Annotated in this window: 25 protein-coding genes and 1 riboswitch; of the genes, 9 read left to right on the top strand and 16 right to left on the bottom strand. The window is 70.0% G+C overall.

Going from position 1 to position 25243, the window contains the following annotated elements; translation table 11 throughout:
- Nucleotides 1-25: 25 nt before the first annotated feature.
- On the top strand, nt 26-724 hold the full coding sequence (locus tag JIW86_RS14295; RefSeq protein ID WP_257554052.1) for an N-acetylmuramoyl-L-alanine amidase: 699 nt from the start codon (nt 26-28) through the stop codon (nt 722-724).
- Here the strand turns inward: JIW86_RS14295 and JIW86_RS14300 are convergent.
- The 11 genes from JIW86_RS14300 to JIW86_RS14350 all read right to left on the bottom strand — a co-directional run bounded on the left by JIW86_RS14300 (nt 717) and on the right by JIW86_RS14350 (nt 12645).
- Nucleotides 717-1880, bottom strand: a complete 1164-nt coding sequence (locus JIW86_RS14300; protein ID WP_257554053.1) for a cysteine desulfurase family protein — start codon at nt 1878-1880, stop codon at nt 717-719. The genes JIW86_RS14295 and JIW86_RS14300 overlap by 8 nt on opposite strands.
- Before the next feature lie 47 nt (nt 1881-1927).
- The gene (locus tag JIW86_RS14305) at nt 1928-2782 is read right to left on the bottom strand and encodes a thioesterase family protein (RefSeq protein ID WP_257554054.1); all 855 of its coding nucleotides are present in this window, start codon (nt 2780-2782) and stop codon (nt 1928-1930) included.
- 47 nt (nt 2783-2829) lie between these two features.
- The gene (locus tag JIW86_RS14310) at nt 2830-3486 is read right to left on the bottom strand and encodes a trimeric intracellular cation channel family protein (protein WP_215140174.1); all 657 of its coding nucleotides are present in this window, start codon (nt 3484-3486) and stop codon (nt 2830-2832) included.
- Between the two features lie 159 nt (nt 3487-3645).
- Nucleotides 3646-4749: an ABC transporter ATP-binding protein gene (locus JIW86_RS14315; protein ID WP_416237680.1), complete on the bottom strand. Its 1104-nt coding sequence runs from the start codon at nt 4747-4749 to the stop codon at nt 3646-3648.
- Between the two features lie 5 nt (nt 4750-4754).
- A complete protein-coding gene (locus JIW86_RS14320) occupies nt 4755-5852 on the bottom strand; it encodes an ABC transporter ATP-binding protein (RefSeq protein WP_257554056.1) in 1098 nt (365 codons plus the stop codon).
- A complete protein-coding gene (locus JIW86_RS14325; protein ID WP_215140177.1) occupies nt 5849-6847 on the bottom strand; it encodes an ABC transporter permease in 999 nt (332 codons plus the stop codon). The genes JIW86_RS14320 and JIW86_RS14325 overlap by 4 nt, the downstream gene beginning before the upstream one ends.
- Nucleotides 6848-7003: 156 nt before the next feature.
- On the bottom strand, nt 7004-8779 hold the full coding sequence (locus JIW86_RS14330; RefSeq protein WP_215140178.1) for an ABC transporter substrate-binding protein: 1776 nt from the start codon (nt 8777-8779) through the stop codon (nt 7004-7006).
- Between the two features lie 74 nt (nt 8780-8853).
- A complete protein-coding gene (locus JIW86_RS14335; RefSeq protein WP_257554057.1) occupies nt 8854-9849 on the bottom strand; it encodes an ABC transporter permease in 996 nt (331 codons plus the stop codon).
- A gap of 462 nt (nt 9850-10311) precedes the next feature.
- Nucleotides 10312-11052 carry an enhanced serine sensitivity protein SseB C-terminal domain-containing protein gene (locus JIW86_RS14340; protein ID WP_215140180.1) on the bottom strand — a complete coding sequence of 247 codons (741 nt, stop codon included), beginning with the start codon at nt 11050-11052 and terminating at the stop codon, nt 10312-10314.
- 53 nt (nt 11053-11105) lie between these two features.
- On the bottom strand, nt 11106-11840 hold the full coding sequence (locus tag JIW86_RS14345) for an enhanced serine sensitivity protein SseB (protein ID WP_257554058.1): 735 nt from the start codon (nt 11838-11840) through the stop codon (nt 11106-11108).
- A 169-nt stretch (nt 11841-12009) separates the two neighbouring features.
- Nucleotides 12010-12645: an AAA family ATPase gene (locus JIW86_RS14350; protein WP_416237564.1), complete on the bottom strand. Its 636-nt coding sequence runs from the start codon at nt 12643-12645 to the stop codon at nt 12010-12012.
- Between the two features lie 205 nt (nt 12646-12850).
- Nucleotides 12851-12954, top strand: a riboswitch (glycine riboswitch).
- A 157-nt stretch (nt 12955-13111) separates the two neighbouring features.
- Between JIW86_RS14350 and gcvT the strand changes: the two genes are divergently transcribed.
- The 5 genes from gcvT (at nt 13112) to JIW86_RS14375 (ending at nt 18306) form a co-directional block, all read left to right on the top strand.
- Complete coding sequence (gcvT, locus tag JIW86_RS14355) at nt 13112-14227, top strand: glycine cleavage system aminomethyltransferase GcvT (RefSeq protein ID WP_215140183.1); 1116 nt, start codon at nt 13112-13114, stop codon at nt 14225-14227.
- A gap of 89 nt (nt 14228-14316) precedes the next feature.
- Nucleotides 14317-14697 (top strand): glycine cleavage system protein GcvH, encoded by a 381-nt coding sequence (gene gcvH, locus JIW86_RS14360; protein ID WP_215140184.1) that lies wholly within the window; start codon nt 14317-14319, stop codon nt 14695-14697.
- Between the two features lie 15 nt (nt 14698-14712).
- Nucleotides 14713-15969, top strand: coding sequence for a serine hydroxymethyltransferase (gene glyA / locus JIW86_RS14365; RefSeq protein WP_257554059.1), 1257 nt, complete (start codon nt 14713-14715; stop codon nt 15967-15969).
- Between the two features lie 265 nt (nt 15970-16234).
- Nucleotides 16235-17617 (top strand): L-serine ammonia-lyase, encoded by a 1383-nt coding sequence (locus JIW86_RS14370; protein WP_257554060.1) that lies wholly within the window; start codon nt 16235-16237, stop codon nt 17615-17617.
- A gap of 155 nt (nt 17618-17772) precedes the next feature.
- Nucleotides 17773-18306 (top strand): hypothetical protein, encoded by a 534-nt coding sequence (locus tag JIW86_RS14375; RefSeq protein ID WP_257554061.1) that lies wholly within the window; start codon nt 17773-17775, stop codon nt 18304-18306.
- Between the two features lie 39 nt (nt 18307-18345).
- Here the strand turns inward: JIW86_RS14375 and JIW86_RS14380 are convergent, their stop codons facing one another.
- Together JIW86_RS14380 and JIW86_RS14385 are read right to left on the bottom strand one after the other, a co-directional pair.
- A complete protein-coding gene (locus tag JIW86_RS14380; protein ID WP_257554062.1) occupies nt 18346-18765 on the bottom strand; it encodes a hypothetical protein in 420 nt (139 codons plus the stop codon).
- Between the two features lie 168 nt (nt 18766-18933).
- Complete coding sequence (locus tag JIW86_RS14385; protein WP_257554063.1) at nt 18934-19683, bottom strand: flavodoxin family protein; 750 nt, start codon at nt 19681-19683, stop codon at nt 18934-18936.
- A 74-nt stretch (nt 19684-19757) separates the two neighbouring features.
- Here JIW86_RS14385 and JIW86_RS14390 point away from each other — a divergent pair, with 74 nt between their 5' ends.
- A complete protein-coding gene (locus JIW86_RS14390) occupies nt 19758-20318 on the top strand; it encodes a PadR family transcriptional regulator (protein ID WP_257554065.1) in 561 nt (186 codons plus the stop codon).
- Nucleotides 20319-20373: 55 nt separating this feature from the next.
- Here JIW86_RS14390 and JIW86_RS14395 read toward each other — a convergent pair whose 3' ends face one another.
- A complete protein-coding gene (locus tag JIW86_RS14395) occupies nt 20374-20586 on the bottom strand; it encodes an EF-hand domain-containing protein (protein WP_215140193.1) in 213 nt (70 codons plus the stop codon).
- Between the two features lie 254 nt (nt 20587-20840).
- Here JIW86_RS14395 and JIW86_RS14400 point away from each other — a divergent pair, with 254 nt between their 5' ends.
- Together JIW86_RS14400 and JIW86_RS14405 are read left to right on the top strand one after the other, a co-directional pair.
- On the top strand, nt 20841-21626 hold the full coding sequence (locus JIW86_RS14400; protein WP_257554066.1) for a tRNA-dependent cyclodipeptide synthase: 786 nt from the start codon (nt 20841-20843) through the stop codon (nt 21624-21626).
- Nucleotides 21607-22848 carry a cytochrome P450 gene (locus JIW86_RS14405; RefSeq protein ID WP_215140195.1) on the top strand — a complete coding sequence of 414 codons (1242 nt, stop codon included), beginning with the start codon at nt 21607-21609 and terminating at the stop codon, nt 22846-22848. Before JIW86_RS14400 ends, JIW86_RS14405 begins: the two co-directional genes overlap by 20 nt.
- Before the next feature lie 59 nt (nt 22849-22907).
- On the opposite strand, the gene JIW86_RS14410 is transcribed toward JIW86_RS14405, so the two are convergent.
- Nucleotides 22908-24095, bottom strand: a complete 1188-nt coding sequence (locus JIW86_RS14410) for a YncE family protein (protein WP_257554067.1) — start codon at nt 24093-24095, stop codon at nt 22908-22910.
- On the bottom strand, nt 24092-24889 hold the full coding sequence (locus JIW86_RS14415; RefSeq protein ID WP_416237565.1) for a polysaccharide deacetylase family protein: 798 nt from the start codon (nt 24887-24889) through the stop codon (nt 24092-24094). Before JIW86_RS14415 ends, JIW86_RS14410 begins: the two co-directional genes overlap by 4 nt.
- Nucleotides 24890-25243 lie beyond the last annotated feature (354 nt).

Below are 25243 nucleotides of genomic sequence, written 5' to 3' on the forward strand. Positions count from 1 at the left end.
TTATCGGCTGTGGGGGGTGGATCACATGGTGAAGCAGGGGAAGAAGTCTCCGGGCAGGACCCGCAGGGCGGTGCTCTTCGGCGGGCTCGGGATCTTCACGGTCGCGGCATTCGCCGGGCGTCAGGAGATCGGGCGCGCGTGGTGGCTGGTGCCCGGGGTGAGCAAGCCGCGCAAGGAGGGCGAGCTGGACCACGCCGGCGCGAGCTGGACGGCGGCTTCGCCCGCGAACTGGCGGCTGGCGGACCGGCCCGACGACTACCGGGTGGACCGGATCGTCGTCCATGTCACACAGGGCGGCTTCGAATCCTCCGTGGACGCGTTCAAGAACCCCTGGCACAAGGCCTCGGCCCACTACATCGTGCGCGGGGACGGCCACATAGAGCAGATGGTGCGCGAGCTGGATGTGGCGTTCCACGCGGGGAACCGCTCGATGAACGAGCGCAGCGTCGGCATCGAGCACGTGGGCTTCGTCGACCGGCCGCAGGACTTCACGGACGCGATGTACGCGGCCTCGGCCCGGCTGGCGGCCGACGTCTGCCGCAGATACGGCATTCCGGCGGACCGCAAGCACATAGTCGGCCACTCCGAGGTTCCGGGCGCCGACCACACGGACCCGGGCCGCCACTGGGACTGGGACCGGTACATACGCATGGTCGGCGAGGCCCTGTCGAACCAGCCTGGCCAGTCCGCCCAGTCGAACCAGGCCCGGACAGGGCCTAGCTGAGGCCCGCCGTGCGGGCCCGTTCCACGGCCGGGCCGATGGCCGCCGCCAGGGCGGCGACGTCGTCCTTGGTGGAGGTGTGGCCCAGGGAGAAGCGCAGGGTGCCGCGGGCCAGCTGGGGGTCGGTGCCGGTGGCCAGCAGGACGTGGCTCGGCTGAGCCACGCCGGCGGTGCAGGCGGAGCCCGTGGAGCACTCGATGCCCTGTGCGTCGAGCAGCAGCAGGAGGGAGTCGCCCTCGCAGCCGGGGAAGCTGAAGTGGGCGTTGGCCGGGAGCCGGTCGTCGGGGTCTCCGCCGAGGACGGCGTCCGGAACGGCCCCGCGGACGGCGGCGATCAGCTCGTCGCGCAGGCCGCCGATCTCGGTGACGAACCGTTCGCGCCGCTCGGCGGCGAGGACGGCGGCCACGGCGAACGCCGCGATGGCCGGCACGTCGAGGGTGCCGGAGCGGACGTGCCGCTCCTGGCCGCCGCCGTGCAGTACGGGGACGGGGCTCTGGTCGCGGCCCAGCAGCAGGGCTCCGATGCCGTACGGGCCGCCGACCTTGTGACCGCTGACGGTCATGGCGGCGAGGCCGCTGTCGCCGAAGGAGACGTCGAGCTGCCCGAAGGCCTGGACGGCGTCGGAGTGCAGCGGGATGCCGTGTTCGCGGGCGACGGCGGCCAGTTCGCGGACCGGCATGACGGTGCCGATCTCGTTGTTGGCCCACATCACGGTGGCCAGGGCCACGTCGTCGGGGTTGCGCTCCACCGCCTCCCGGAAGGCGTCCGTGTGCACCCGCCCGTAGCGGTCGACGGGCAGGTACTCGACCTGCGCGCCCTCGTGCTCGGCGAGCCAGTGGACCGCGTCGAGCACGGCGTGGTGCTCGACGGGGCTGGCCAGGACCCGGGTCCTGGCGGGGTCGGCGTCCCGGCGGGCCCAGTAGAGGCCCTTGACGGCGAGGTTGTCGGCCTCCGTGCCGCCGGCGGTGAAGACCACCTCGCTCGGGCGGGCGCCGATCGCGTCGGCGAGGGCCTCGCGGGCCTCCTCGACGGTTCGGCGCGCCCGGCGGCCGGCGGCGTGCAGGGAGGACGCGTTCCCCGTGGCGGCGAACTGCGCGGTCATCGCCGCAGCGGCCTCCGGCAGCATCGGGGTGGTGGCAGCGTGGTCGAGGTAGGCCATGATCCCCCGATTCTACGAGTCCGCCGGGGCCGCCCTTGCCCCGCCCGTCAGGTGCGAGGTGCGCGGGCGAGCTGGCGGGACTGGGCGACCAGGTGGTCGGCCGAGTCCCATACCTCGGCGTCCTCCTCGAGGAAGCCGCCGGCCAGGTTGCGGGTGGTGATGGCGACCCGGAGCGGGCCCGGGGCCGGGCGGCGCCGGATGTGGGTGGTGAGCTCCACGGTCGGGGTCCAGCCGATCAGGCCGAGGTCGAAGGAGGTCGGCGGCAGTGCGTCCACCGCCAGGAGCATGGACAGCGGGTCGGCGTCGCGGCCGTCGGCCAGCTCGAACCAGGCCCGCATCTCGCCCTTGCCCGAGGGCGCGCCGAGGGCCCAGCCCGCGGTCGCGGGGTCCAGCCGCAGCCGGAGCCGGTCCACGATCGCGGAACTCCCGGGGATCGGGGCCGGGCCGGCCTCGGGGCCGATGCAGTCCTCGTAGGACGGCATGACGGGCGGCAGCGCCGCGGTCCGTACGTCGTCGGGCAGGGCGGAGAGGTCGCCGTAGGAGGCGAGGACGCGGATGCGCTCGATCTCGGCGCCGCTCTCGTCGTACTGGAACAGCGAGGCCTGGCCCGTGGAGAGGGTGCGGCCCATCCGTACCACCTGCGTGCGGATCACGGCGGGGCCGGGCACGGAGGAGGTCAGGTAGTGCGCGGAGACGGTGAAGGGGTCCGGGTGCGGCAGGGCCGCCGACAGGGCCCGGCCGACCAGGGCCAGCAGGTATCCGCCATTGACGGCGCTGATGATCGTCCATCCGGAGGAGAGCTCCGCGTCGTACACCCCGGGCTCGTCCGCGCGCGCGGTGATGGTGGTGTCGCGGTCGAACTCGCTGTCGCCGATGGTTGCCTGGGCAGCTGCGTGTGACATGAAACCGACGGTACACCCGGTTGCTACTAAGCGGTAGCTTTCTTTTGTTACGGCTCTTCGGCCACCGACGAGCGGCGGTTCCAGGCCAGGGGTGCCCGCCAGTGGTAGCGCATCGCGAGCAGGCGCATGACGAACGTGGTGACGATCGCGAGGCCGGTGGTGAAGGCGTTGAGGGAGTCCAGGGCGATGAAGACGGCGACCATCGCGGCGCCGACCGTGGCGGGCACGGCATACATCTCGCGGTCGCGCAGCAGCGAGGGCACCTCATTGGCGAGTACGTCGCGCAGTACGCCACCGCCGACGGCCGTGGCGAGGCCCAGCGCGGCGGACGCGGTGAGGCCGAGGCCGTACTCGTAGGCCTTGGTCGTGCCCGTCACGCAGAACAGCGCGAGGCCGGCGGCGTCGAAGACGTTGATGGCCCGGTTGATCCGCTGGACCTCGGGGTGCAGGAAGAAGACGAGCGCGGCGGCGACCAGCGGGGTGACGAAGAAGCTGAGCTCACCGAAGGCGGCCGGGGGGACGGCGCCGATGACGAGGTCGCGGAAGAGGCCGCCGCCGAGGGCGGTGACCAGGGCGAGGACGGCGATGCCGAAGACGTCGAAGTTCTTGCGGACGGCGAGCAGGGAGCCCGCCGTGGCGAAGACGAAGATGCCGGCGAGGTCCAAGGCATGCTGGACCCCGGGCGGGAAGAGATCGTGGAGCACCGGCTCATTGTCGCCTGTGGCGTGCCCGCCCCGTGCCGGGGCTCGGGCCGCCGGGTCCAGGACGTACGGCTCCGCCCCCCGCAAACTCCCCCAGACTCCGTCCGGGGGGGGACCCCAGGCGGGGCTGGAAGGATCCAGCCCCGCCCTCGGTTTCGTCCGCTACTCCGAAACCGTGACCACCGCGTCCGCCGCGCCCGGCAGGGGCTGGTCGCCCGGTGCCTGGTCAGGGGCGTTCTCGGGGTGGTGGCAGGCCACCTGGTGGCCGGTCTTCAGGGCCAGCAGCGGCGGCTCCTGCGTCGTGCAGATCTGCGTGGCCTTCCAGCACCGCGTGTGGAAGCGGCAGCCGCTCGGCGGCGAGATCGGCGACGGCACGTCGCCCTTGAGCAGGATGCGGCCGCTCTTGACGCCGCGCCGCCGCGGGTCCGGCACCGGCACGGCCGACATCAGCGCCGTGGTGTACGGGTGCATCGGCGCCCCGTACAGCGACTTGTTGTCCGCCAGCTCGACGATCTTGCCGAGGTACATCACCGCGATGCGGTCCGAGACGTGCCGGATGACCGACAGGTCGTGCGCGATGATCACGTACGTGAGGCCGAGCTCCTCCTGGAGGTCGTCCAGCAGGTTGACCACCTGGGCCTGGATCGACACGTCCAGCGCCGAGACGGGCTCGTCCGCGACCACCAGCTTCGGCTTCAGCGCCAGCGCCCGCGCGATGCCGATGCGCTGCCGCTGACCGCCCGAGAACTCGTGCGGGTAGCGGTTGTAGTGCTCGGGGTTGAGGCCCACCAGCGACAGCAGCCGCTGCACCTCCGCCTTGAGCCCGCCCTCCGGAGTGACCCCCTGGAGCTTGAACGGCGCGCTGACGATGGTGCCCACCGTGTGCCGGGGGTTCAGCGAACCGTACGGGTCCTGGAAGATCATCTGGATGTCGCGGCGCATCGGCCGCATCCCGGCGACGCCGAGGTGCGTGATGTCCTTGCCCTCGAACTCAACGGTGCCGCCGGTTGGTTCGAGCAGCCGCGTGATCAGCCGGCCCATGGTCGACTTGCCGCAGCCGGACTCGCCGACGATGCCCAGGGTCTCACCGCGCCGGACGTCGAAGTCGATGCCGTCGACGGCCTTGACCGCGCCCGCCTGCCGCCGCAGCAGCCCCTTGGTGATGGGGAAGTGCTTCGTCAGACCGGAGACCTTGAGCAGCAGCTCAGGGGCGTCGGGAGAGCCCGTGGCCTGCGCGGGAATGACGGCCGGATCCGTCTTCTTGATGTCGGTCACAGCTTCGGCGCAATCTCTTCGGTCCAGATCCGGGTCCGCTCCTCGGCCGACATGTGGCAGGCGGACCAGTGGCGGGTGCCGTCCTCCTCGACCAGCTCCGGCCGCACCGTGCGGGTCACGTTGCCCTTGGGTACGTCGGCGTACGGGCAGCGCGGGTTGAAGGCACAGCCGCTCGGGATGTTGATGAGGCTGGGCGGCGAACCCTTGACCGGGATGAGGCGCTCGGTCTGTTCGCGGTCGATGCGCGGCATCGAGCCCAGCAGGCCCCAGGTGTACGGGTGCCGGGGTTCGTAGAAGACCTTCTCCGCCGTGCCCCGCTCGACGCACCGGCCGCCGTACATCACGAGGAGTTCGTCGGCCATCTCGGCGACCACGCCGAGGTCGTGCGTGATCATGATGACCGCCGAGCCGAACTCCTGCTGGAGGTCCCGGATGAGGTCGAGGATCTGCGCCTGGACGGTGACGTCCAGGGCGGTCGTCGGCTCGTCCGCGATGAGCAGCTCGGGGTTGTTGACCAGTGCCATCGCGATCATGGCGCGCTGGCGCATGCCGCCGGAGAACTCGTGCGCGTAGCTGTCGACCCGCTTGTGCGGCTCGGGGATGCCCACGCGGTCGAGGAGCTCGATGGCCCGCGTGCGCGCGACCTTCTTGTCGACCTTGTTGTGGACCCGGTAGGCCTCGGCGATCTGCTTGCCGATGGTGAAGTAGGGGTGCATCGCCGACAGCGGGTCCTGGAAGATCATCGCGATCTCCCGGCCGCGCAGCTTGCGCACCTCGTCCTCGTCGGCGGAGAGCAGCTCCTTGCCGTTCAGCCAGATCTCGCCGGAGATCCTGGCCCGCTGGCGGCCGTACTGGCCCACGCGGTGCAGGCCCATGATGCCGAGCGAGGTGACCGACTTGCCGGAGCCGGACTCGCCCACGATGCCGAGGGTCTTGCCCTTCTCCAGCGTGAAGGAGAGTCCGTCGACCGACTTGACCAGTCCGTCCTCGGTCGGGAAGTGCACCTTGAGGTCGCGGACCTCGAGGAAGGCGGTGGAGGGCCGCGTACCGGCGACCGGCTCGTTCAGAGCTCCGGTCTTGGTGAGATCGGTCATGACAGCCTCACTCGGGGGTCGATCACCGCGTACATGAGGTCAACGATGAGGTTCGCGGCGACGACGAAGAAGGCGGAGATCAGGGTGATGCCCAGGATGACCGGCAGGTCGTGGTCGCTGATGGCGCGGACCGCGCTGTAGCCGAGGCCGTGCAGCGAGAAGGTGGACTCGGTCAGCACCGCGCCGCCCATCAGGGCGCCGAGGTCCAGGCCGAGGACGGTCAGGATCGGTGTCATCGTGGAGCGCATGGCGTGCTTGCCGATGACGACGGGTTCCGTCAGGCCCTTGGCGCGGGCGGTGCGGATGTAGTCCTCGTTGAGGACTTCGAGCATGGTCGCGCGGGTGAGCCGCGCGTACATCGCCGCGTAGAGGAAGGCGAGCGAGACCCACGGCAGGATCATGCCGTTGAACCACTTGCCCGGATCGTCGGCGAACGTCGCCTCGGGGCGCCCGAACCAGCCGAGCTGGTCGGAGAAGAAGGCGATGAAGAGCATGCCCGTGAAGTAGATCGGGAGGGAGACGCCGGCGAGGGCGACACCCATCGCCGAACGGTCCAGGACCGTACCGCGCTTGAGGGCGGAGATGACGCCGGTGGCGACACCGCCGATGACCCAGAGCACGACGGCGCCGGCGGCGAGCGACAGGGTGACCGGCAGCCAGTCCAGCAGCAGCGGCCACACCTCCTGCTCGGTCTTGAAGGAGTAGCCGAAGCAGGGCGCGGCGCATTGCGTGACGTCGGAGCCGTTGGCGTACGTACGACCCGCCACCAGCCCGACGACGAACTTGCCGAACTGGACGAGGATCGGGTCGTCGAGACCCATCTTCTGCCGGATGCCCTCGATGGCGGCGGGGTCGGACTGCTTCCCGACGAAGTACAGCGCCGGATCCGTCCCGATCAGCTTCGGGAAGAGGAAGAAGATTCCGAAGGTCACCAGCGAGATGACCAACAGCATGACGATGACGGCGAAGATCCGTCGGATGAGATATGCAAGCACTGCGCTCGGCCTGGCTGCGGCCCGGGGGCGCCCCCTTCTGGAGAGCGCCCCCAAGCCGAAACCGCGGCCATCACCTGCCCTTCGTGCCTAGCGGGTGTGGCACTGGAACACTGGAACTGAAACGGGGACTAGCTACTGCGACTGACTGGCGAACCGTTACTTCGTGACGCCGAGCGACGCGTAGTCGTACCGGCCGTTGTAGGCGTCGGAGGTGTAGGCGTTCGTCAGCCGGGAGCTGCGCCAGGTGATCGTCTTGTCGTACACGAAGGGCAGGTAGACCGCGGCCTCGGAGACCTTCTGGTTCATCTGCTTGTAGATGTCGCCGGCCTTGGCCGGGTCGGTCTCCGCGATGGCCTCGTCGAACAGCTTGTTGATCGCCGGGTCGTTCAGCTCGGAGAAGTTGTTGTTGCCGCTCTGCAGGATGAAGCGGCCGTCGACCAGCGGCTGGGAGAAGCCCTGCCCGGTCGGGAAGTCGGCGCCCCAGCCCATGATGATGATGCCGTAGCCCTTCTCCTTGACGACCTTCGGCGAACCGATGATGCCGGAGGTCTGGGCGCCGTCGAACTGGTCGACGTCGGCCTCGATGCCGACCTGCTTCAGGGCGTTCTGCAGGGAGACGGCCGTGGCGACCTCGACCGGCTTGTTGTTGCGGACCGCGATGGTGGTCTTGAAGCCTTCCGGCTTGCCGCAGGCCTTGAGGGCCTCCTTGGCCTTCTCGACGTTCGGCTTGCCCTCGTTCTTCAGGACCTCGAACGGGTCGTACTTGCCGTCGGAGCCCTTGATGCCCAGCGGGAGCATGTTGGGGGCGATGTCGCCACCGGCCTGCGGGCCGCCGCGGGCGGTCTGCAGGGACTTCTTGTCGGCCGCGTAGATGATGGCCTTGCGGCACTCGATGTTGTCGAGCGGCGCGACGGTCTGCGGGAACACGGCGTACCGGATGAAGCCGGTCTGGCCGTTGTCCAGGTTGCCCTTGTGGTCCTTCAGCGCGGTGGCACGGGCTGCCTGGCCGATGCCGGTCGCGTTGAGGTCCAGGTCGAACTCGCCGTTCATCAGGCGCTTGTCCATGTCGTCCGCGTTCGCCATGAACGTGACCGAGACGGAGTCCGGGAGCGCCTTGCGGATGGTGTCCGACTCGGGCTTCCAGTTCTCGTTGCGCGAGAGCTTCATGCTCTTGTTGGGCTCGTACGAGTCGATCTTGTACGGGCCGCTCGAGAAGGGCTTCAGGCCGTACTTGGCCGCCGTGTCCTTGTCCTGCTTGACCGGGCTCGCCGCCGGCATGGCCAGCATCTGCTCGAAGTCACCGTTGGCCGCCGGGAGCTTGAAGACGATGGTCTTCGCGTCCGGGGTCTCGATCGCCTTGAGGCCGAGCTTGTCCGGGGCGGTGTCCTTGTACGGGCCCGGGTACTCGGTCTTCGGGTCGAGGACCTGCATCAGGTAGACCGGGCCGCCGGAGATGACGTCCTGGGCCCAGGTGCGCTCGATGCCGTACTTGATGTCCTGGGCGGTGATGGGAGTGCCGTCCTCCCAGGTCACGTTGTCCTTGAGGGTGTACTTGTACGTCTTGCCGCCGTCGCTGATCTCGGCCTTGGCGGTGGCCAGGTCGGGGACGAGCTCGGTGCTCTGCTCGCCCGGGGCCGCCTTGTAGCTGACCAGCTGACGGGTGTAGTAGCGGGAGAAGTCCCACATGAAGCCGTAGTAACCGCGCTGCGGGTCCCACGAGTCGGCTTCCTGGGTACCGACGAACTTGAGCTCGCCGCCCTTCTTGTCCGACGCGTTGGAGATCTTGCCGATGCCGGCGTTGAAGCCGCCGGCGGACGCCGCCTTGTCGTCCTGCTTCTCGTCTCCGCCACAGGCGGTCGCGGTCAGCATGACCGCGAGCACGACGGCTGTGCCAGCGGCAAGCCTGCGCTTCGACGTGCGATGGGTAGTCACGATGCTCGCAACCCTCCGTTGTAGTTACGGTGTACGTACGGCTCGAAGCCGGTTCCTGGTGTGCCCTGCGATGGCTAGCGGGAGCCCTTCGGGTCGAGGGCGTCACGGACGCCGTCGCCGAAGAGGTTGAAGGCCAGCACGGTGATGAAGATCGCTACGCCGGGGAAGATCATGAAGAGCGGATCGTCCTCGTAGGTCCGCACGGCCGTGGAGAGGGTTTCTCCCCAGGACGGCGTGGGCGGCTTGACGCCGACCCCGAGGAAGCTCAGAGCGGCCTCGGTCAGCACGTTGGTGGGGATCATCAGCGTCGAGTAGACGGTGATGGGCGCCACCAGGTTCGGGAGCAGTTCGCGGAAGAGGATGTACATGCGGCCCGCGCCGAGGCTGCGCGCGGCTTCGACGTACTCGCGCTCGCGCAGTGACAGGGTCTGCCCGCGCACGATGCGGCCGATGTAGGGCCAGCCGAAGAAGCCGATGACCAGCACCAGCACGGCGATCCGCAGGCCCGATCCCTCGAAGCCCCACAGCTTGCTGGGGATGACGGAGATCAGCGCGATGATGAAGAGCAGTTGCGGGAAGGCCAGCAGCAGGTCCATCACGCGGCTGATCGCCGCGTCGATCCAGCCGCCGAAGTAGCCCGCGATGATGCCGAAGAAGGTGCCCAGCGAGACCGCCACGAAGGCGGACAGGAAGGCGACCAGCAGCGAGATCCGGGCGCCGTAGACGATCCGGCTGAAAACGTCGCGTCCGTTGACCGGCTCTACGCCCAGCAGGAAGTCCCCGCTCATACCGCCCCAGTCGCCGGCCGGCAGGCCGAGCAGCGGGTCCAGCAGGTCCTCGTGCAGCTCCTCCGGCGGGTGGCCGAAGGCCTTGACGATCAGCGGCGCGAAGATCGCGACGAGGATCAGCAGGAGCACGATGACACCGCCGGCCAGGGCGACCTTGTCACGCTTGAGGCGCAGCCAGGCGATCTGCCACGGCGAGCGTCCCTCGATCGCCTTCTGGGGAACTCCGGGGGCGTCCACGGCTGCGGGCTCGGCCGCGCTGGTGTCGTGCAGTGGTGCCGTCATCGTGGTGGGGACCCCTCTCGGCCGACGGTGGCCGGCCCATGCCCGCCGCTGTGGCGGCTTGTTTCTTTCGGCGTCACTTGATGGTGCGATTGGCGCGAAATGCGCCTGAAGTGCACGTGAAGGGCTGGTGATTGTCAGATTGACCGGCCTTCGGTGGGGGGAGTCTTCAACGCCCTCTCAATCGGCCGCCAGACCTGCCGGGGATGTGATGCGCAACCGTGATCTGCGCCGCCACCTTCCGTTATCCGAACCACGCGCTCTGTTGAGCGGTGAAACACCGCCCCTTCGACGCGGAACGGACATCCGGCCCAACTGCCATTTCGGGTATGGTTCTTGGGCGCATTCGGTGGATATGCCGAAGGCCGCACCTATGGGTCCGGTGCGGCCTTCGAGATGGATGTCTCAATATGCGGATGTCTGGAAAAGGGGGGCGAGAGGCCTGCGGCGGTCAGGCGGTGCCGGTCAGTAGGGCGGCGCCTGGCCCTCGCGGTCGTAGAACGGGCGGGTCTGCGCGCGCAGCCACATCGCGACGGGGTCGTGTTCGTCCGCCAGCGCGACCGTGCACACCGGGACGCCCTCGGGGACCACGCCGACCGACTGGCGCATCATCTCCCGTACGGATTCCAGCGCGGGCGCGGAGGCGTCGTACAGGTCGAGCCCGACCGCGAGGTACGGCGACCCGAGCGCGGGCTGCACCCAGGCGCGGCGCAGCGACCGGACGGCCGGGGTGCGGTGCGCGTGCTGGGTGAGCAGCCCGTAGAACTGCGGGAGCTCGAGGGTGGGCTCGGACAGCCGCAGCGGCCCGGCGGGCATCCGGTCCAGGCCGGTCGCGATCCGGCGCAGGTCGGCCCACGGGATGCCGATGCCGCCGCCCTGGGCGTGCGGGTTGAGCCACAGGCCCCAGCGGTCCGGGTAGAGCGCGCGGGCGATGTCCCGCCCGGTGACCACCTCGTAGCCCCGGTTCCAGCCGCTGGCGGCCAGCTCCTGCGGGGAGGTCACGCAGGGCGCGTAGCCGAGGCTCTCGACCTCCATGCCGCCGTACTGGGCATCGGGGGAACCCGGCTGCCCCTGCCAGAGCAGCATCCACAGCCGGCCCTCGGAAAGGGCATGCAGAAGTGACTCGTAGCTCTCATAGCGCCCGGGAGTCACCTGGCGCAGCATGTGCTCGACCTGCCCGGCCGCGGCCGTGCCTGACGCACTCACCCGGTACCCCTCTTCGTCCGCCCGTCGTCCACGCGTACCCAGCTTAAGCGGCCCTACGGGAGGTAGAAGGGGCGTACGCGCTCACGAATCCAGTCCGTGACCGGGTCCTGGGCGGCGTCCAGGAGAATCAACTGCACGGGCCAGGGCGCCGGGACCCGGGCCAGGGCCCGGCCGAGGGCCTCCATCGGGGCATTCCGCATCTCAGGCTCCCATCCCACCAGGCGGACACCGATGAACAGTTCCGGTTCCCCGCCCTCGACGCTGGCGAGGCAGCGGTAGGCGGCCGTGACCACACCGGCGGTACGGAACTCCTCGGCCGCGGCGGCCAGGAAGTCCACCGGGTCCTCCTGCCAGTCGGGCTCGTAGAGCCGGACCCGACCGCCGGTGGACGGGCCGTCGAGCGGGGTCCGCCCGGTGCGGCAAAGCTCCGCGACGGCCTGCGGGGGCAGGGGGACGCCGACGGCGCCCTCGGGGTTGAGGGCGATGCCGAGCTGCGGGGGCAGGCCGCGGGCGAACTCGACGGCGGGGGCCACGGCGAAGTCCATGCCGGGGCCGACGCAGTAGCGGAACTGGGCCTCGGAGCTGTAGACGGGGACGTACGCCGCCCCGCCGATGTCCATGGTGGGCAGGTCGAGGCTCTCGGCGTCCGGGGCGCCGCCGCCGGGCAGGGGCACCCAGACCATGCTGCGTCCGAGCACCTCCAGGATCCGCCCCCCGGCATCCGGCTGCCCGAGCGCCGCCCCGAGCACCTGCTCCAGCTCATTCCCCGGCCAGCCGCCGCCTTGCATGTGCCCCTGCCTCCGTCTTGGGTCCCGCCGATGTCGTGCCCGAGGTTATCGGTGCGGGTCCGCTGCTCGGGCTCCGCCCCAGAGCTCGCGCCTCAAACGCCGGCGGGGCTGGATCTGGCCGGCGTAAGCCTCAAAGCGCACTGCCCGGTCTTGAGCCCGGCAACGGCGATCAGCTGTGGAACGTGATGCGGGCGACGGCGGCAGCCGAGGGGCGGTCCAGGAGGGTGACCGAGGCGCAGCCCGCCGGGGGGCGGCCGGCTTCCGCTTCGCGCAGCAGGCGGGTCACCGCACCCCGGTGGCGGGCGAAGGCGTACGCCGTCACCCGGCGCCCCCGCGCCGCCTGGCCGGACAGCGCCTCCTCCGGGCTGCTGTCCAGGAGCAGCAGGTGCAGCGCCCGGCCCCGGCGGCGCGCGGCCGCCGCGAGCAGGCCCCGTACCCAGGCCTGGGTACCGCAGTCGTGGACGACCACCGAGGCTCCGGAGCGCAGGGTCCGCCACAGCCCCCAGTAGTGCGCGGCCCGCACCAGCGGCCGGTACACCCCGTACGGCAGCCCGCCCGGCATCCGCCGCTCCCAGCGCTCTCGCGTGTCCTGGGAGTCGATCGCGCCGCCCTCGCCGGCCGCCCTCTTGATCAGCGTGCTCTTGCCGCCGCCCGGCAGGCCGGACACCACGACGATGTCCCCCTGCGCGAAGCCGAGCCGGCGCGCCCCCCGCGCCCCGGCCCCGCGCAGGTCACGTACCCGCCCGGGGCCGGCGCAGGCACCGCGCTGCGCCGGCACCGCGTCCACGGTCCCCGTAGCCGCCACTACTCCGAATCTCCGCACAGTGTTCGCCTCCCCCGAATCGGGTCACCAGGACCCTTGCCCACTGAGTGTAAAGAGACGGTAATCCGGCAGCCCCGGTTCCGGTCCGCCCTCCCGGTCCCCGTACCAACTTTCGGGGCCCCACACCCGATCACCACGGTGGCGTGCAATGATGTGCGCCATCTGGACCAACTGCATACCGGCCGCTTGAATCCGCGCGGGAGAGTCCCGGCACGCCGCAAGGCCGTGCTCGGGCGCCGAAGGAGCAAGAACCTCCCTTGAATCTCTCAGGCCCCGTACCGCGTGGATGAGGCAGATCTGAAAAGCGAGCTGTTCGACAGCTCCACCCAAGGTGCAAGCCGACGATCCCTGGCAACCGGGGCACTCTCGGCGAACCTCTCAGGTTCCGATGACAGATGGGGAGGACCCTCCTCGTCATGTCATGCCCTGGGACTCGGGAGCCACACCCATGAGCACTGCCCCCCGTCTGACCGCCCTCGATGCGCTGCACCGCTCGCTCGGTGCGACCATGACCGACTTCGCGGGCTGGGACATGCCCCTGCGGTACGGCAGTGAGCGCGACGAGCACAACGCCGTACGCACCAAGGCCGGTCTCTTCGATCTGTCCCACATGGGCGAGATCACCCTGACCGGCCCGGAGGCCGTCAAGGTTCTGGACTACGCGCTGGTCGGCAACATCTCGACCGTCGGCGTCGGCCGTGCCCGCTACACGCACATCTGCCAGGAAGACGGCGGGATCGTCGACGACCTGATCGTCTACCGCCTCGGTGAGACCGAGTTCATGGTCGTCGCCAACGCCTCCAACGCCCAGGTAGTCCTGGACGCCCTGACCGAGCGCGCCGCCGGCTTCGACGCCGAGGTCCGCGACGACCGCGACGCGTACGCGCTGATCGCCGTCCAGGGTCCGGAGTCCCCCGGCATCCTCGCCTCGCTCACCGACGCCGACCTGGACGGGCTCAAGTACTACGCCGGTCTGCCGGGCACGGTGGCCGGGGTCCCCGCGCTGATCGCCCGTACGGGCTACACCGGCGAGGACGGCTTCGAGCTGTTCGTCGCCCCCGAGCACGCCGTGGAGCTGTGGCAGGCGCTGACCAAGGCGGGCGAGGGCGTCGGCCTGGTCCCGGCCGGTCTGTCCTGCCGCGACACCCTGCGCCTGGAGGCGGGCATGCCGCTGTACGGGCACGAGCTGACCACCTCGCTCACCCCCTTCGACGCGGGGCTGGGCCGGGTCGTGAAGTTCGAGAAGGAGGGGGACTTCGTCGGCCGTGCCGCGCTGGAGGCCGCCGCCGAGCGCGCCGCCTCGAACCCGCCGCGCAAGCTGGTCGGCCTGATCGCCGAGGGCCGCCGCGTCCCGCGCGCCGGTTTCCCCGTCGTGGCGGACGGCCAGGTCATCGGCGAGGTCACCTCGGGCGCCCCGTCGCCGACGCTGGGCAAGCCGATCGCGATGGCGTACGTCGACGCGGCGCACGCCGCGCCCGGCACCTCCGGTGTCGGCGTGGACATTCGCGGTACGCATGAGCCGTACGAGGTCGTGGCCCTGCCGTTCTACAAGCGGCAGAAGTAACCCTCGTAAGCCGTCTCCGCAGTACCGGCCGTCTCAGTACCCAAGACCGCTGTTCGTATCCACTCCCCCGCATCCAGGAGAATCAGGTCATGAGCAACCCCCAGCAGCTGCGTTACAGCAAGGAGCACGAGTGGCTGTCGGACGCCGAGGGCGGCGTCGCGACGGTCGGCATCACGGAGTTCGCGGCCAACGCGCTCGGTGACGTCGTCTACGCCCAGCTCCCCGAGGTAGGCGACACGGTGACCGCGGGTGAGACCTGCGGCGAGCTGGAGTCGACCAAGTCGGTCAGCGACCTGTACTCCCCCGTCTCCGGCGAGGTCGTCGAGTCCAACCAGGACGTCGTGGACGACCCGGCCCTCGTGAACACCGCGCCGTTCGAGGGTGGCTGGCTGTTCAAGGTGCGCGTCGCGGAGGAGCCGGCCGACCTGCTCTCCGCTGACGAGTACGCCAAGCTCACCGCCGGTAACTGACCCCAGGGGATCCTGATGTCCGTACTGAACACCCCTCTCCACGAACTCGACCCCGACGTCGCCGCCGCCGTCGACGCCGAGCTCGTGCGCCAGCAGTCGACCCTGGAAATGATCGCGTCGGAGAACTTCGCTCCGGTCGCCGTCATGGAGGCCCAGGGCTCGGTCCTGACCAACAAGTACGCCGAGGGCTACCCCGGCCGCCGCTACTACGGCGGCTGCGAGCACGTCGACGTGGTCGAGCAGATCGCGATCGACCGCATCAAGGCGCTCTTCGGCGCCGAGGCCGCGAACGTCCAGCCGCACTCGGGTGCGCAGGCGAACGCCGCCGCGATGTTCGCGCTGCTGAAGCCGGGCGACACGATCATGGGTCTGAACCTGGCCCACGGCGGTCACCTGACCCACGGCATGAAGATCAACTTCTCCGGCAAGCTCTACAACGTGGTCCCGTACCACGTCGACGAGACCGGCCGCGTGGACATGGCCGAGGTCGAGCGCCTCGCCAAGGAGTCCCGCCCGCAGCTGATCGTCGCGGGTTGGTCCGCCTACCCGCGCCAGCTGGACTTCGCCGCCTTCCGCCGCATCGCGGACGAGGTCGGCGCGTACCTGATGGTCGACATGGCGCACTTCGCCGGCCTGGTCGCCGCGGGCCTGCACCCGAACCCGGTGCCGCACGCCCACGTCGTCACCACCACCACGCACAAGACCCTCGGCGGTCCGCGCGGCGGTGTGATCCTGTCGACGCAGGAGCTGGCCAAGAAGATCAACTCCGCGGTCTTCCCCGGCCAGCAGGGCGGCCCGCTGGAGCACGTGATCGCCGCCAAGGCGGTCTCCTTCCTCGTCGCCGCCTCGGAGGACTTCAAGGAGCGCCAGGTGCGCACCCTCGAGGGCGCGAAGATCATCGCCGAGCGCCTGGTGCAGCCGGACGTCACCGAGGTCGGCGTCTCCGTCCTCTCCGGCGGTACGGACGTCCACCTGGTCCTGGTCGACCTGCGCAACTCCGAGCTGGACGGCCAGCAGGCCGAGGACCGGCTCCACGAGATCGGCATCACGGTCAACCGGAACGCCATCCCGAACGACCCGCGGCCGCCGATGGTCACCTCGGGTCTGCGGATCGGCACCCCGGCGCTCGCCACCCGCGGTTTCGGCGCCGAGGACTTCAAGGAGGTCGCGGAGATCATCGCGGCCGCGCTGAAGCCGGCGTACGACAGCGAGTCCCTCAAGGCCCGCGTCACCGCGCTCGCCGCGAAGTTCCCGCTGTACCCGTCGCTCTGAGCAACGGCTAGGGGGCCCGGCCTTGTCTTGCACAGGGCCGGGCCTTTCTCATGACCGCGTCATCCTCCCCCGGGGACTTCGCCCTGGTGGCGGCCCCTGCGGCGCGTGGGCCGACACCCGCCCGACCCCGTCTCGACCACGCCCCGACCCCGTCCGGCAGACGAGCCGTTCATTTCGCCGCGTTAAGCTCGTCTCTCGGACAAAATCCGAACAATCCACCACTCCTGCCCCCTCCCACCCCACGAGCAGACAAGGGAGTCCGCCAGTGGCCATCTCCGTCTTCGATCTCTTCTCCATCGGCATCGGCCCGTCCTCCTCCCACACGGTCGGTCCGATGCGCGCCGCACGCATGTTCGTGACGCGGCTGAAGAAGGACGGTGTGCTCGCCCAGACCGCGTCCGTGCGCGCCGAGCTCTTCGGCTCCCTCGGCGCGACGGGCCACGGCCACGGCACGCCCAAGGCGGTACTGCTGGGTCTGGAGGGCCACTCCCCGCGCACCGTGAACGTGGAAACGGCGGACGACGAGGTCGAGCGCATCCGCAAGAGCGGCCGCCTGCGGCTGCTCGGAGCGGAGATAGGCGACGGGCACGAAATCGCCTTCGACGAGCCGAACCAGCTCATCCTGCACCGCCGGCGCTCGCTGCCCTACCACGCCAACGGCATGACGCTCTTCGCGTACGACGCCGCCGGCGCCCCGCTGCTGGAGAAGACGTACTACTCGGTCGGCGGCGGTTTCGTCGTGGACGAGGACGCGGTCGGCGAGGACCGGATCAAGCTCGACGACACGGTGCTGAAGTACCCCTTCCGCTCCGGTGACGAGATGCTGCGCCTGGCGAACGAGACGGGCCTGTCGATCTCCTCCCTGATGCTGGAGAACGAGAAGGCCTGGCGCACCGAGGACGAGATCCGCGAGGGCCTGCTGGAGATCTGGCGCGTCATGCAGTCCTGCGTCTCGCGCGGCATGTCCCGCGAGGGCATCCTCCCGGGCGGCCTGCGGGTCAAGCGCCGGGCCGCCTCCACGGCGCGCCAGCTGCGCACCGAGGGCGACCCGATGATGCACCGCAGCGAGTGGACGACCATCTACGCGATGGCGGTGAACGAGGAGAACGCGGCGGGCGGGCGCGTGGTCACCGCGCCCACCAACGGCGCGGCCGGAGTGCTGCCCGCCGTCCTGCACTACTACGTGAACTTCGTGCCGGGCGCGGACGAGGACGGCGTGGTCCGCTTCCTCCTCGCCGCGGGCGCGATCGGCATGCTGTTCAAGGAGAACGCCTCGATCTCCGGCGCCGAGGTCGGCTGCCAGGGCGAGGTCGGCTCGGCCTGCTCGATGGCGGCCGGCGCCCTCGCCGAGGTCCTGGGCGGCACCCCGGAGCAGGTCGAGAACGCGGCCGAGATCGGCATGGAGCACAACCTGGGCCTGACCTGCGACCCGGTCGGCGGCCTGGTCCAGATCCCGTGCATCGAGCGCAACGGCATGGCGGCGGTCAAGGCCGTCACCGCGGCCAAGATGGCCATGCGCGGCGACGGCACCCACAAGGTCTCCCTCGACAAGGTCATCAAGACCATGAAGGAGACCGGCGCCGACATGAAGGTCAAGTACAAGGAGACCGCCCGCGGCGGCCTCGCGGTCAACGTCATCGAATGCTGACCAGCGACGGCTGACGCAGCGCACAGGGGCCCGGCGCACGCGCGCCGGGCCCCTGTCGCGTGGCTCCGGTTCCACGGGAAGTGGAACTACGGGGTCCGAATCGGCGTCCTAGGCTGTGTCACATGTCCCCGTCTCTCGAGAATCGAGGGGACGTCATGATCCACCCGCTTCGTCCGCACCGCCGCCGGATCGTGGCCCTGGCCTCCGGCATCCTGCTCACCGCCGGGCTCTCGCTCGCGGCGCCGGCCTCGGCCGCCGGAATCACCGCCACCCGCACCGAGACCCAGCCCCAGACCCCGCTCGTCGTCAATGCCCGCTGGGGCGGGCACGCCACGTACGACCGGATCGTCATCGACCTGCAGGGGTTCGTCCCCGGGGTGACCGTCACCGCCGTCCCACGACTGATCCAGGACGGGTCCGGCAAGCCGGTACCGCTGGCCGGGAACTACTTCCTGGAGATCCGCCTCAACCCCGCCGCCGCGCACAACGACGCGGGCGAGAGCGTCTACCACGGGCCCACGCTGCAGAAGATCTACCTCAGCAAGCTCAAGGGCCTCGCCAAGACCGGCGACTTCGAGGGGTACGTGACCTTCGGCGCCGCCTTCGACACCGTGCCGTACTACCGCACCTTCGCCCTGCACTCGCCGGAACGGTTCGTCGTGGACATCGCGCACGCGAACCAGTGCTGACCACGGGCCCGGGGCGGCCGCGCCCCGGGCCCCGTACGGTCAGGCAGCCGGGCGGATCCGCATCCGGCCCGGATCCCCGTCGCCGAACCAGTCCTGGGTGCAGGACCGGCGGCCCGGAGCGGCCGCGGCCACCAGGCCGAGGCATGCCGCCGTCGCCCGCTGCCCATGGGCGTTGGGGTGCATGGACTCGTCCAGCGTGCCCTGGGTGTTGACGTAGTACAGGAAGCGGAACCACTCGTGCTCACGCGGGTCCGGGCCGCCCTGGCCCACCTGCTCCGTGCCCAGCGAGCACACCTCGTGCCCGGCCAGCGCGTCACGCAGGTCCAGGTAGTCGGTGCCGCGCGCGCCGGCCACCGCCTTGACCATGTCGCCGATCTTCGGGACGAGCGTGTACGCCGCCCAGTCCGCGTCCCGGTCGTCGAAGGGGCAGCCGTCCTTGAACATCCGGTCCATCGCCACGGCGACGGTGGGCCCGGAGGGGGTGGCGGCCGAGGCCTCGGGGGCGGTCAGTCCGGCCAGCCCGAGCAGTTCGCGCGGTTACGCGCGGCTGCGCGGCCGCTGCTGGCCCGGCTGGAGTGGGCGCTGGCGGAGGTGCCGGTGTAGCCGGCGGTGGAACTGCCCGGGTGGCTACCGGTGTTCGGGGTTCGGGAAGTCGAAGCGGCAGCCCGCGTCCCACAGCGAGCGCTGGTTCCCGTGTGCCGGGACGCCGCCCGAGCGCTTGAGCAGGGTGGCCAGGTGCATCAGGTTCCACGACATGAAGGCCGTGTTCCGGTTGGTGAAGTCGTTCTCGGGGCCGCCCGAGCCCGCGTCGAGGTAGGAGGGCCCCGGCCCGGCCTCGCCGATCCAGCCGGCGTCGGCCTGCGGGGGGATCGTGTAGCCGAGGTGCTGGAGGCTGTAGAGGATGTTCATGGCGCAGTGTTTGACGCCGTCCTCGTTGCCGGTGATCAGCGCGCCGCCGACGCGCCCGTAGTAGGCGTACTGGCCCCGGTCGTTCAGGACCGAGGAGCAGGCGTAGAGCCGCTCGATGACCTGTTTCATCACGGAGCTGTTGTCGCCGAGCCAGATCGGGCCGCACAGGACGAGGATGTCGGCGTCCATGATCTGGCTGTAGAGGACCGGCCACTGGTCGCTCTCCCAGCCGTGCTCGGTCATGTCCGGCCAGACGCCGGTCGCGATGTCGTGGTCGACGGCGCGGATCAGCGAGGTCCGGACGCCCGCCGCCGTCATGACCGCGCGGCTCTTGTCGATCAGGCCCTCGGTGTTGCTGGTCTCGGGCGAGCGCTTGAGCGTGCAGTTCACGTAGACGGCGGTCAGGTCTGAGTAGTCGTAGTCGGCAGCCACGGTCCCAGCCTCTGCGGGCGGCGGCGCAGCCGCCACCCGGCCGCGCCCGTACGGGGCCGGGTTGTCACGGCAGACGCCTGGGCTCCGCGGGGCGTCCCTAGGATGGCGTCATGTCGCTCCCCCACGCCATCCTCACCGCCCTGCTCGAGAAGCCCTCGTCCGGGCTGGAGCTGACCCGGCGGTTCGACAGGTCGATCGGGTACTTCTGGTCCGCGACGCACCAGCAGATCTACCGCGAGCTCGGCCGGCTCGAGGAGTCCGGGCTGATCCGGGCCCTGCCGAGCGAGGTGCCCGTACGGGGGCAGAAGAAGGAGTACGAGGTCCTGGCCGCGGGCAGCGCGGAACTGGCGCGCTGGGTCGGCGAGAGCCAGGACCCCAAGCCGATGCGCGATCCCCTGCTGCTGCGCATCCGCGCGGCGGGCGTGGTCGGACCGCAGGGGCTCGGCCCCGAGCTGCGGCGCCATCTGGAGCTGCACCGGCGGCAGCTGGCGCAGTACGGGGCGATCGAGGAGAAGGACTTCCCGCCGGAGCGCGACGCCGTGGAGGACCGGCTGCGCCGCTTGGTCCTGCACGGCGGGATCGCCCTGGAGATGTTCTGGCTGCACTGGCTGGAGGAGGCCCTGGCCGAGGTCGAGGACATGACGGCCGGCGGACCCGGCTCCGGGGCATGACCGCGCCCCCGCCCCGGCAGGGGGGCGGGGGCGGCGCGGGACCTGCCTGCGGGACCTACTTGTTGAGGGCGGCCCAGAACTCGTCGAAGCTCAGCAGGCCGTCGCCGTTGGCGTCCTTGGCGGCGAGCACGGCGTCCGCGACCGCACCGGTGACGTAGGCGTCACCCATGGCCTTCATGGCCGCGCTGTACTCGTCGGCCGTGATGAAGCCGTCACCGTTCACGTCGAACTTGTTGAACGTCGCCCGTGCGCTCTCGATGTCCGCCACTGGGTCCACCCCTTCTTGGTGCTTGTTGACCGGCTCAGGGTAGCCGCCCCGTGCACGGACCCCCGCTCCGGGTCCCGTTCGGGCGGCAGATAGATATTCAATTACCCTTCCGCAATGCGGAAGCGATAATTCCAGCCAATAAATCCAGCCCGGACTTGTCACGCTCCGGGACCACGGCATAACGTAACGACATTGCCGCCACACCAGGAGCGCAGGGCTCCCAGGGACAAGCGGCAACAAGGGCGATCACACAGGTGACGATCACAGCTGACGCATCATTCGAAGTTCTGCCCTTCACCCGCACTTGCCGCCATATCTGGGAAGACGGCGACCATGTGCTCATCGGAGTGAGTCCTGGAAACAGCTACTTCAGTTCCGAGCGCATCAGCAGCCTCGCCCAGTGGGCCACGACCCGCTTCGCGCAGGTCGACTTCGTCTACGCAGACCTCCACGTGGACCGGATGTTCGCCGCTTTCGGCTACACCCGGGAACATGCGGAGAAGCGCGCCACGAAGGAGATCAAGGCGGTCCGGAGGAGGATTCTCAAGGGCGTGGAGGAATCAGGACCTCCACAGGCCGAAATCCGCGTGAGGGCACTTTCGGAGTTCCAGGAGAACCCCGTTTACCAACTACTGCACCGGCGCGTACTGCATTTCCTGGCGACCGACGACGAATTCCGCAAGGGCTGCGAGAAAATGGCCCTGCACTTTGTCGGCTCCAAGTTGCCGGAAGGTGAATCGATCACAGACGCGCAGTTGCAGGTCTGTTTCGATTACATGGCGGCCGAGCTGCCGTTCTTCGTGGACACCCCGAGCATTCTCGACGTGCCGTCCTCGGTGGCGGCCTACCACGTCAAGATGCCGCTGACCGATGTCCTCTTCGCCCGCGGCGGGGGCCTGCGCGCGACCCGCAACCAGGCCTATGCCGTCGTCCGGCCCGAGGCCGCAGCCGCCGAGCGCCCCCCGGTCTCCGGGACCGCCGGGAACCACGTGGACCACGCACCGACCGAAAGGACCGTCGATGAGCGTCGAGCAGCTTGAGGGCCGGGAGGGCCGGGAGCGGCAGCCGCTCCTCGACTTCCCGCTCTCGCGGCGCGGTGACGTGCTCCCGGAGGAGTGCGGCTGGCTGCGCGAGAAGGCGCCGGTCGCCAAGGTCCGTACCCTCACCGGGGACCCGGCCTGGCTGGTGAGCAGCTACGCGCTGGCCAAGCAGGTGCTGGAGGACGAGCGGTTCAGCCTCAAGGACACGGCGAACGCCGGTGTGCCGCGCCAGTACGCGCTGACGATCCCGCCCGAGGTCGTCAACAACATGGGCAACATCAACAGCGCGGGCCTGCGCAACGCCGTGATGAAGGCGCTCAACCCGCGCCAGAAGGGGCTCCAGGACCGGCTGCGCGCCACGGCGGGCGAGCTCATCGACCAGCTGGTCGCCGAGGGCGGTCCGGCCGACCTCCGGGCGGGGTTCGCCGACCCCTTCTCGGCGGCGCTGCACTGCCAGGTGCTCGGGGTGCCATTCGAGGACTGGCGGCGGCTGATGTCGGGGCTGGACGTCGCGTTCATGACCGCGCGCGAGCCGTTCGCCGACTCGGCCCTCAACTGGTACAAGGACGTGGGCTACTTCGCCGAACAGCTGAACGTTCAGCTCGCCCTGCCTGCCGAGGAGCGTACGGGGCTCCTCGGCAGGTTCGCCGGGCTGAAGGAGGCGGACCCGGAGTCGGCGCACCTGACCGACGACATGTTCGCGACGGTCGCCGTCTCGCTCTTCGGCGCGGGCGCGGTCTCCACCTCCGCGTTCCTGGTCCTCGCCGTCCTCGCGCTGCTCCAGCGGCCCGAGCTCATCGGCTACCTGCGCAAGCACCCCGAGCGCATGGGCAAGGCGGTCGACGAGCTGCTGCGCTGGAACCTGTCCGTGGGCGACGGCCTGCCGCGCATCGCACTGGCCGACATCCAGGTCGGCGACGTCCTGGTGAAGGAGGGCGAGCTCGTCCTCGTCCTTCTGGAGGGGGCCAACTTCGACCCGGAGGCCTTCGAGAACCCGGACGAGCTGAACCTGGAGCGCGAGAGCCCCAACGCCCACCTCGCCTTCGGCGCGGGACGGCACTTCTGCCCGGCCTCCGCGCTGGGCCGGGCGCACGCCGAGATCGCCCTGGAGGTGCTGGTCGAGCGGCTGTCCGGGCTGCGCCTCGCGGTGCCGGCGGAGAACCTGGTCTGGCGCACCGGCTTCATCAAGCGGCTGCCGGAACGGCTCCCGGTCGCCTGGTAAGGCGCACCGGCGGACGTGTCCCGGGAGCTGTGCGAGCTCCCGGGGCACTGCCGTGTCCGCTACCGGAAGATGCCGGTGTGGCCGAGCGAGTAGCGGCCGGGCTGCGGGTACACGGCGAGGCCGTGCGGGCCGCCGCCGACCGGGATCCGGGCGAGCTCCTTGCCGGTCGCGGTGTCGATCGCGTAGACCTCGGAGTTGTAGCGGCCCGAGAGCCACAGCACCTTGCCGTCGGCGGAGACGCCGCCCATGTCCGGGCTGCCGCCGTCGGGCAGCGTCCACTTCTTGGTGAGCTTGTTCTGCGGGAAGTTGAAGACCGAGATGGTGCCTTCGCCGCGGTTGGAGACGTACATCTCCTTGGAGTCGCGGCTCACGTACAGGCCGTGACAGCCCTTTCCGGTCGGCAGCAGCTTCGGGACCTCGAAGGTGTCACCGCTGAGCACCCACATCCCGTGCGCCATCATGTCCGCGACGTAGAAGGTCTTTCCGTCCGGGGAGACCTTGACGTCCTGGGGCATCGCGCCCTCGAACGGCAGTTTCTGCTGGCCGATGACCTCCATCTTCTCGGTGTCGACCTTGAGGAGTTCGCCGGAGAACTCGCAACTCACGATGAAGTAGCGGCCGTCGGCGGAGAAGTCCGCGTGGTTGACGCCATAACAGGTCACTGGGACGGTTTTCACCCGGTCCATCGTGTGCGGATCGCGGAAGACCAGCTCTTTGTCCATCGAGGCCATGACGATCGCGTACTTGCCGTTCGGCGTGAAGTACAGGTTGTACGGGTCGTGCACCTCGACGGGCTGTCCGGCCTCCCCGGTGGCCGGATTGATCGGGGTGAGCGTGTGGCCGCGGTTGTTGTTGACCCACAGGGTCTTCAGGTCCCAGGAGGGCACCACGTGCTGGGGCTGGACGCCGACCGGGATGGTGTCGATGACCTGGTAGGTCACCGGGTCGATGACGGACACCGTGTTGGAGTTGGTGTTCGGCACGTAGACGCGGGACGGGAAGTCCTTGACCACCGGGGAGAGTTTGTTCGGCCGGTCCGCCGCGTACACGTCGTTCGGATCGAGCAGCGGGGGCATTCCGGCCAGACCCGGCGGGGCGGCCGGGACGGCCTTGGGCGGTTGGGCCGGGCCCTTGGTGCCGAGCGCCTCGGCGGGTCCCTTGTCGGCCGATCCGCAGCCGGCCAGGGCGGCGAGGACCAGACCGGCCAGCAGCACGGCGGCCTTCCGGGGAAGGCAGGTGGTCTTCATGGCGTCAGCAGCTCCGTGGTGGTCACCGCGCGCAGCTTGCGGCGCGCGAGTTCTTCGAGGAGGGGCGGCATCGCGTCGACCGTGTCCGCGTAGCCGAAGTGCAGGCTCACCACCGATCCGGGTCGGATCGTCCCGGTGACGGTGCGGGTGACGGCCGCGGCACCGGGCGAGGTGAAGTCGAGGGAGTCCACGTCGTACGAGAGGACGTGCGGATAGCCGGCCCGCTGGGCCAGTTTCCGGACGAGCGGGGTGGCGTACTGGGCCTGGGAGGGCCGGAACCAGGTGCCGATGGAGCCCGTGAGCCGCTTGAGCCGCTGGGCGCAGCCGGTGATCTCGGCGTAGGCCTCCGCCTCGGGCATGTCGTTGATCGCGAGGTGGCGCTGGGTGTGGTTGCCGAGATCGTGACCGCCGTCGAGGATCCGGCGGGCCAGGTCCGGGTGGGCGTCGAGCCAGCCGCCGATCGCCAGTACGGTGACCCGCGCGCCCGCTCTCTCGGCCTCGGCCAGTACCGCCCGGGCGATGGCGGGTTCCCCGTTGCCGTGGAAGGTCAGGGCGACCCGGGGGCGGTCGCGCGGACCGTGGGCGATCTCGACGGGCTGTCCGGGGTACCGGCGCGGGACGGCCGGGGCCGCCTCGGCCGGCCGGGCCGGTCTGGCGGGACCGGGGGGTGCGGCGGAGGGCGAGGTGGCGGGGCGGCCCGATCCGCAGGCGGCGGTGAGGCCGGCCACGGCGACGCCGGCCGTGCCGAGACTGGCCGCGCGCAGGACCGCGCGGCGGCCTGGATGTGAGAGCACCTGCCCATTTAAGGGGTGGAAGGCCCGGAAGGTAATGATTGACCCAATTTAGGACGTTCGCCGGAATGGGCCAACCAGGCCGCCTGTCCGCTATGTGATCAACGATTCACACAGAGCGGTCGATAGTTATTCATCGAATACGAGGTGAGTGGCCCACCTCACCTAGGATTTAGCTAGAAACTCTCACTATTTGCACACTTATGTCCGAGTAGGGACTTTTGGCGTTCGAGGCCGCGTCTGCCATAGTCGGAACCACGGCTTCCCATTGACCCGAGCGAAGTCGCCACGCCGAGGATCACACCCCAATCGATCCTCGGCGCACCCATGAAGCCCCCACAAACCGCCCACCACGGC

Source organism: Streptomyces sp. NBC_00162, from assembly GCF_024611995.1.
Lineage (GTDB): Bacteria > Actinomycetota > Actinomycetes > Streptomycetales > Streptomycetaceae > Streptomyces.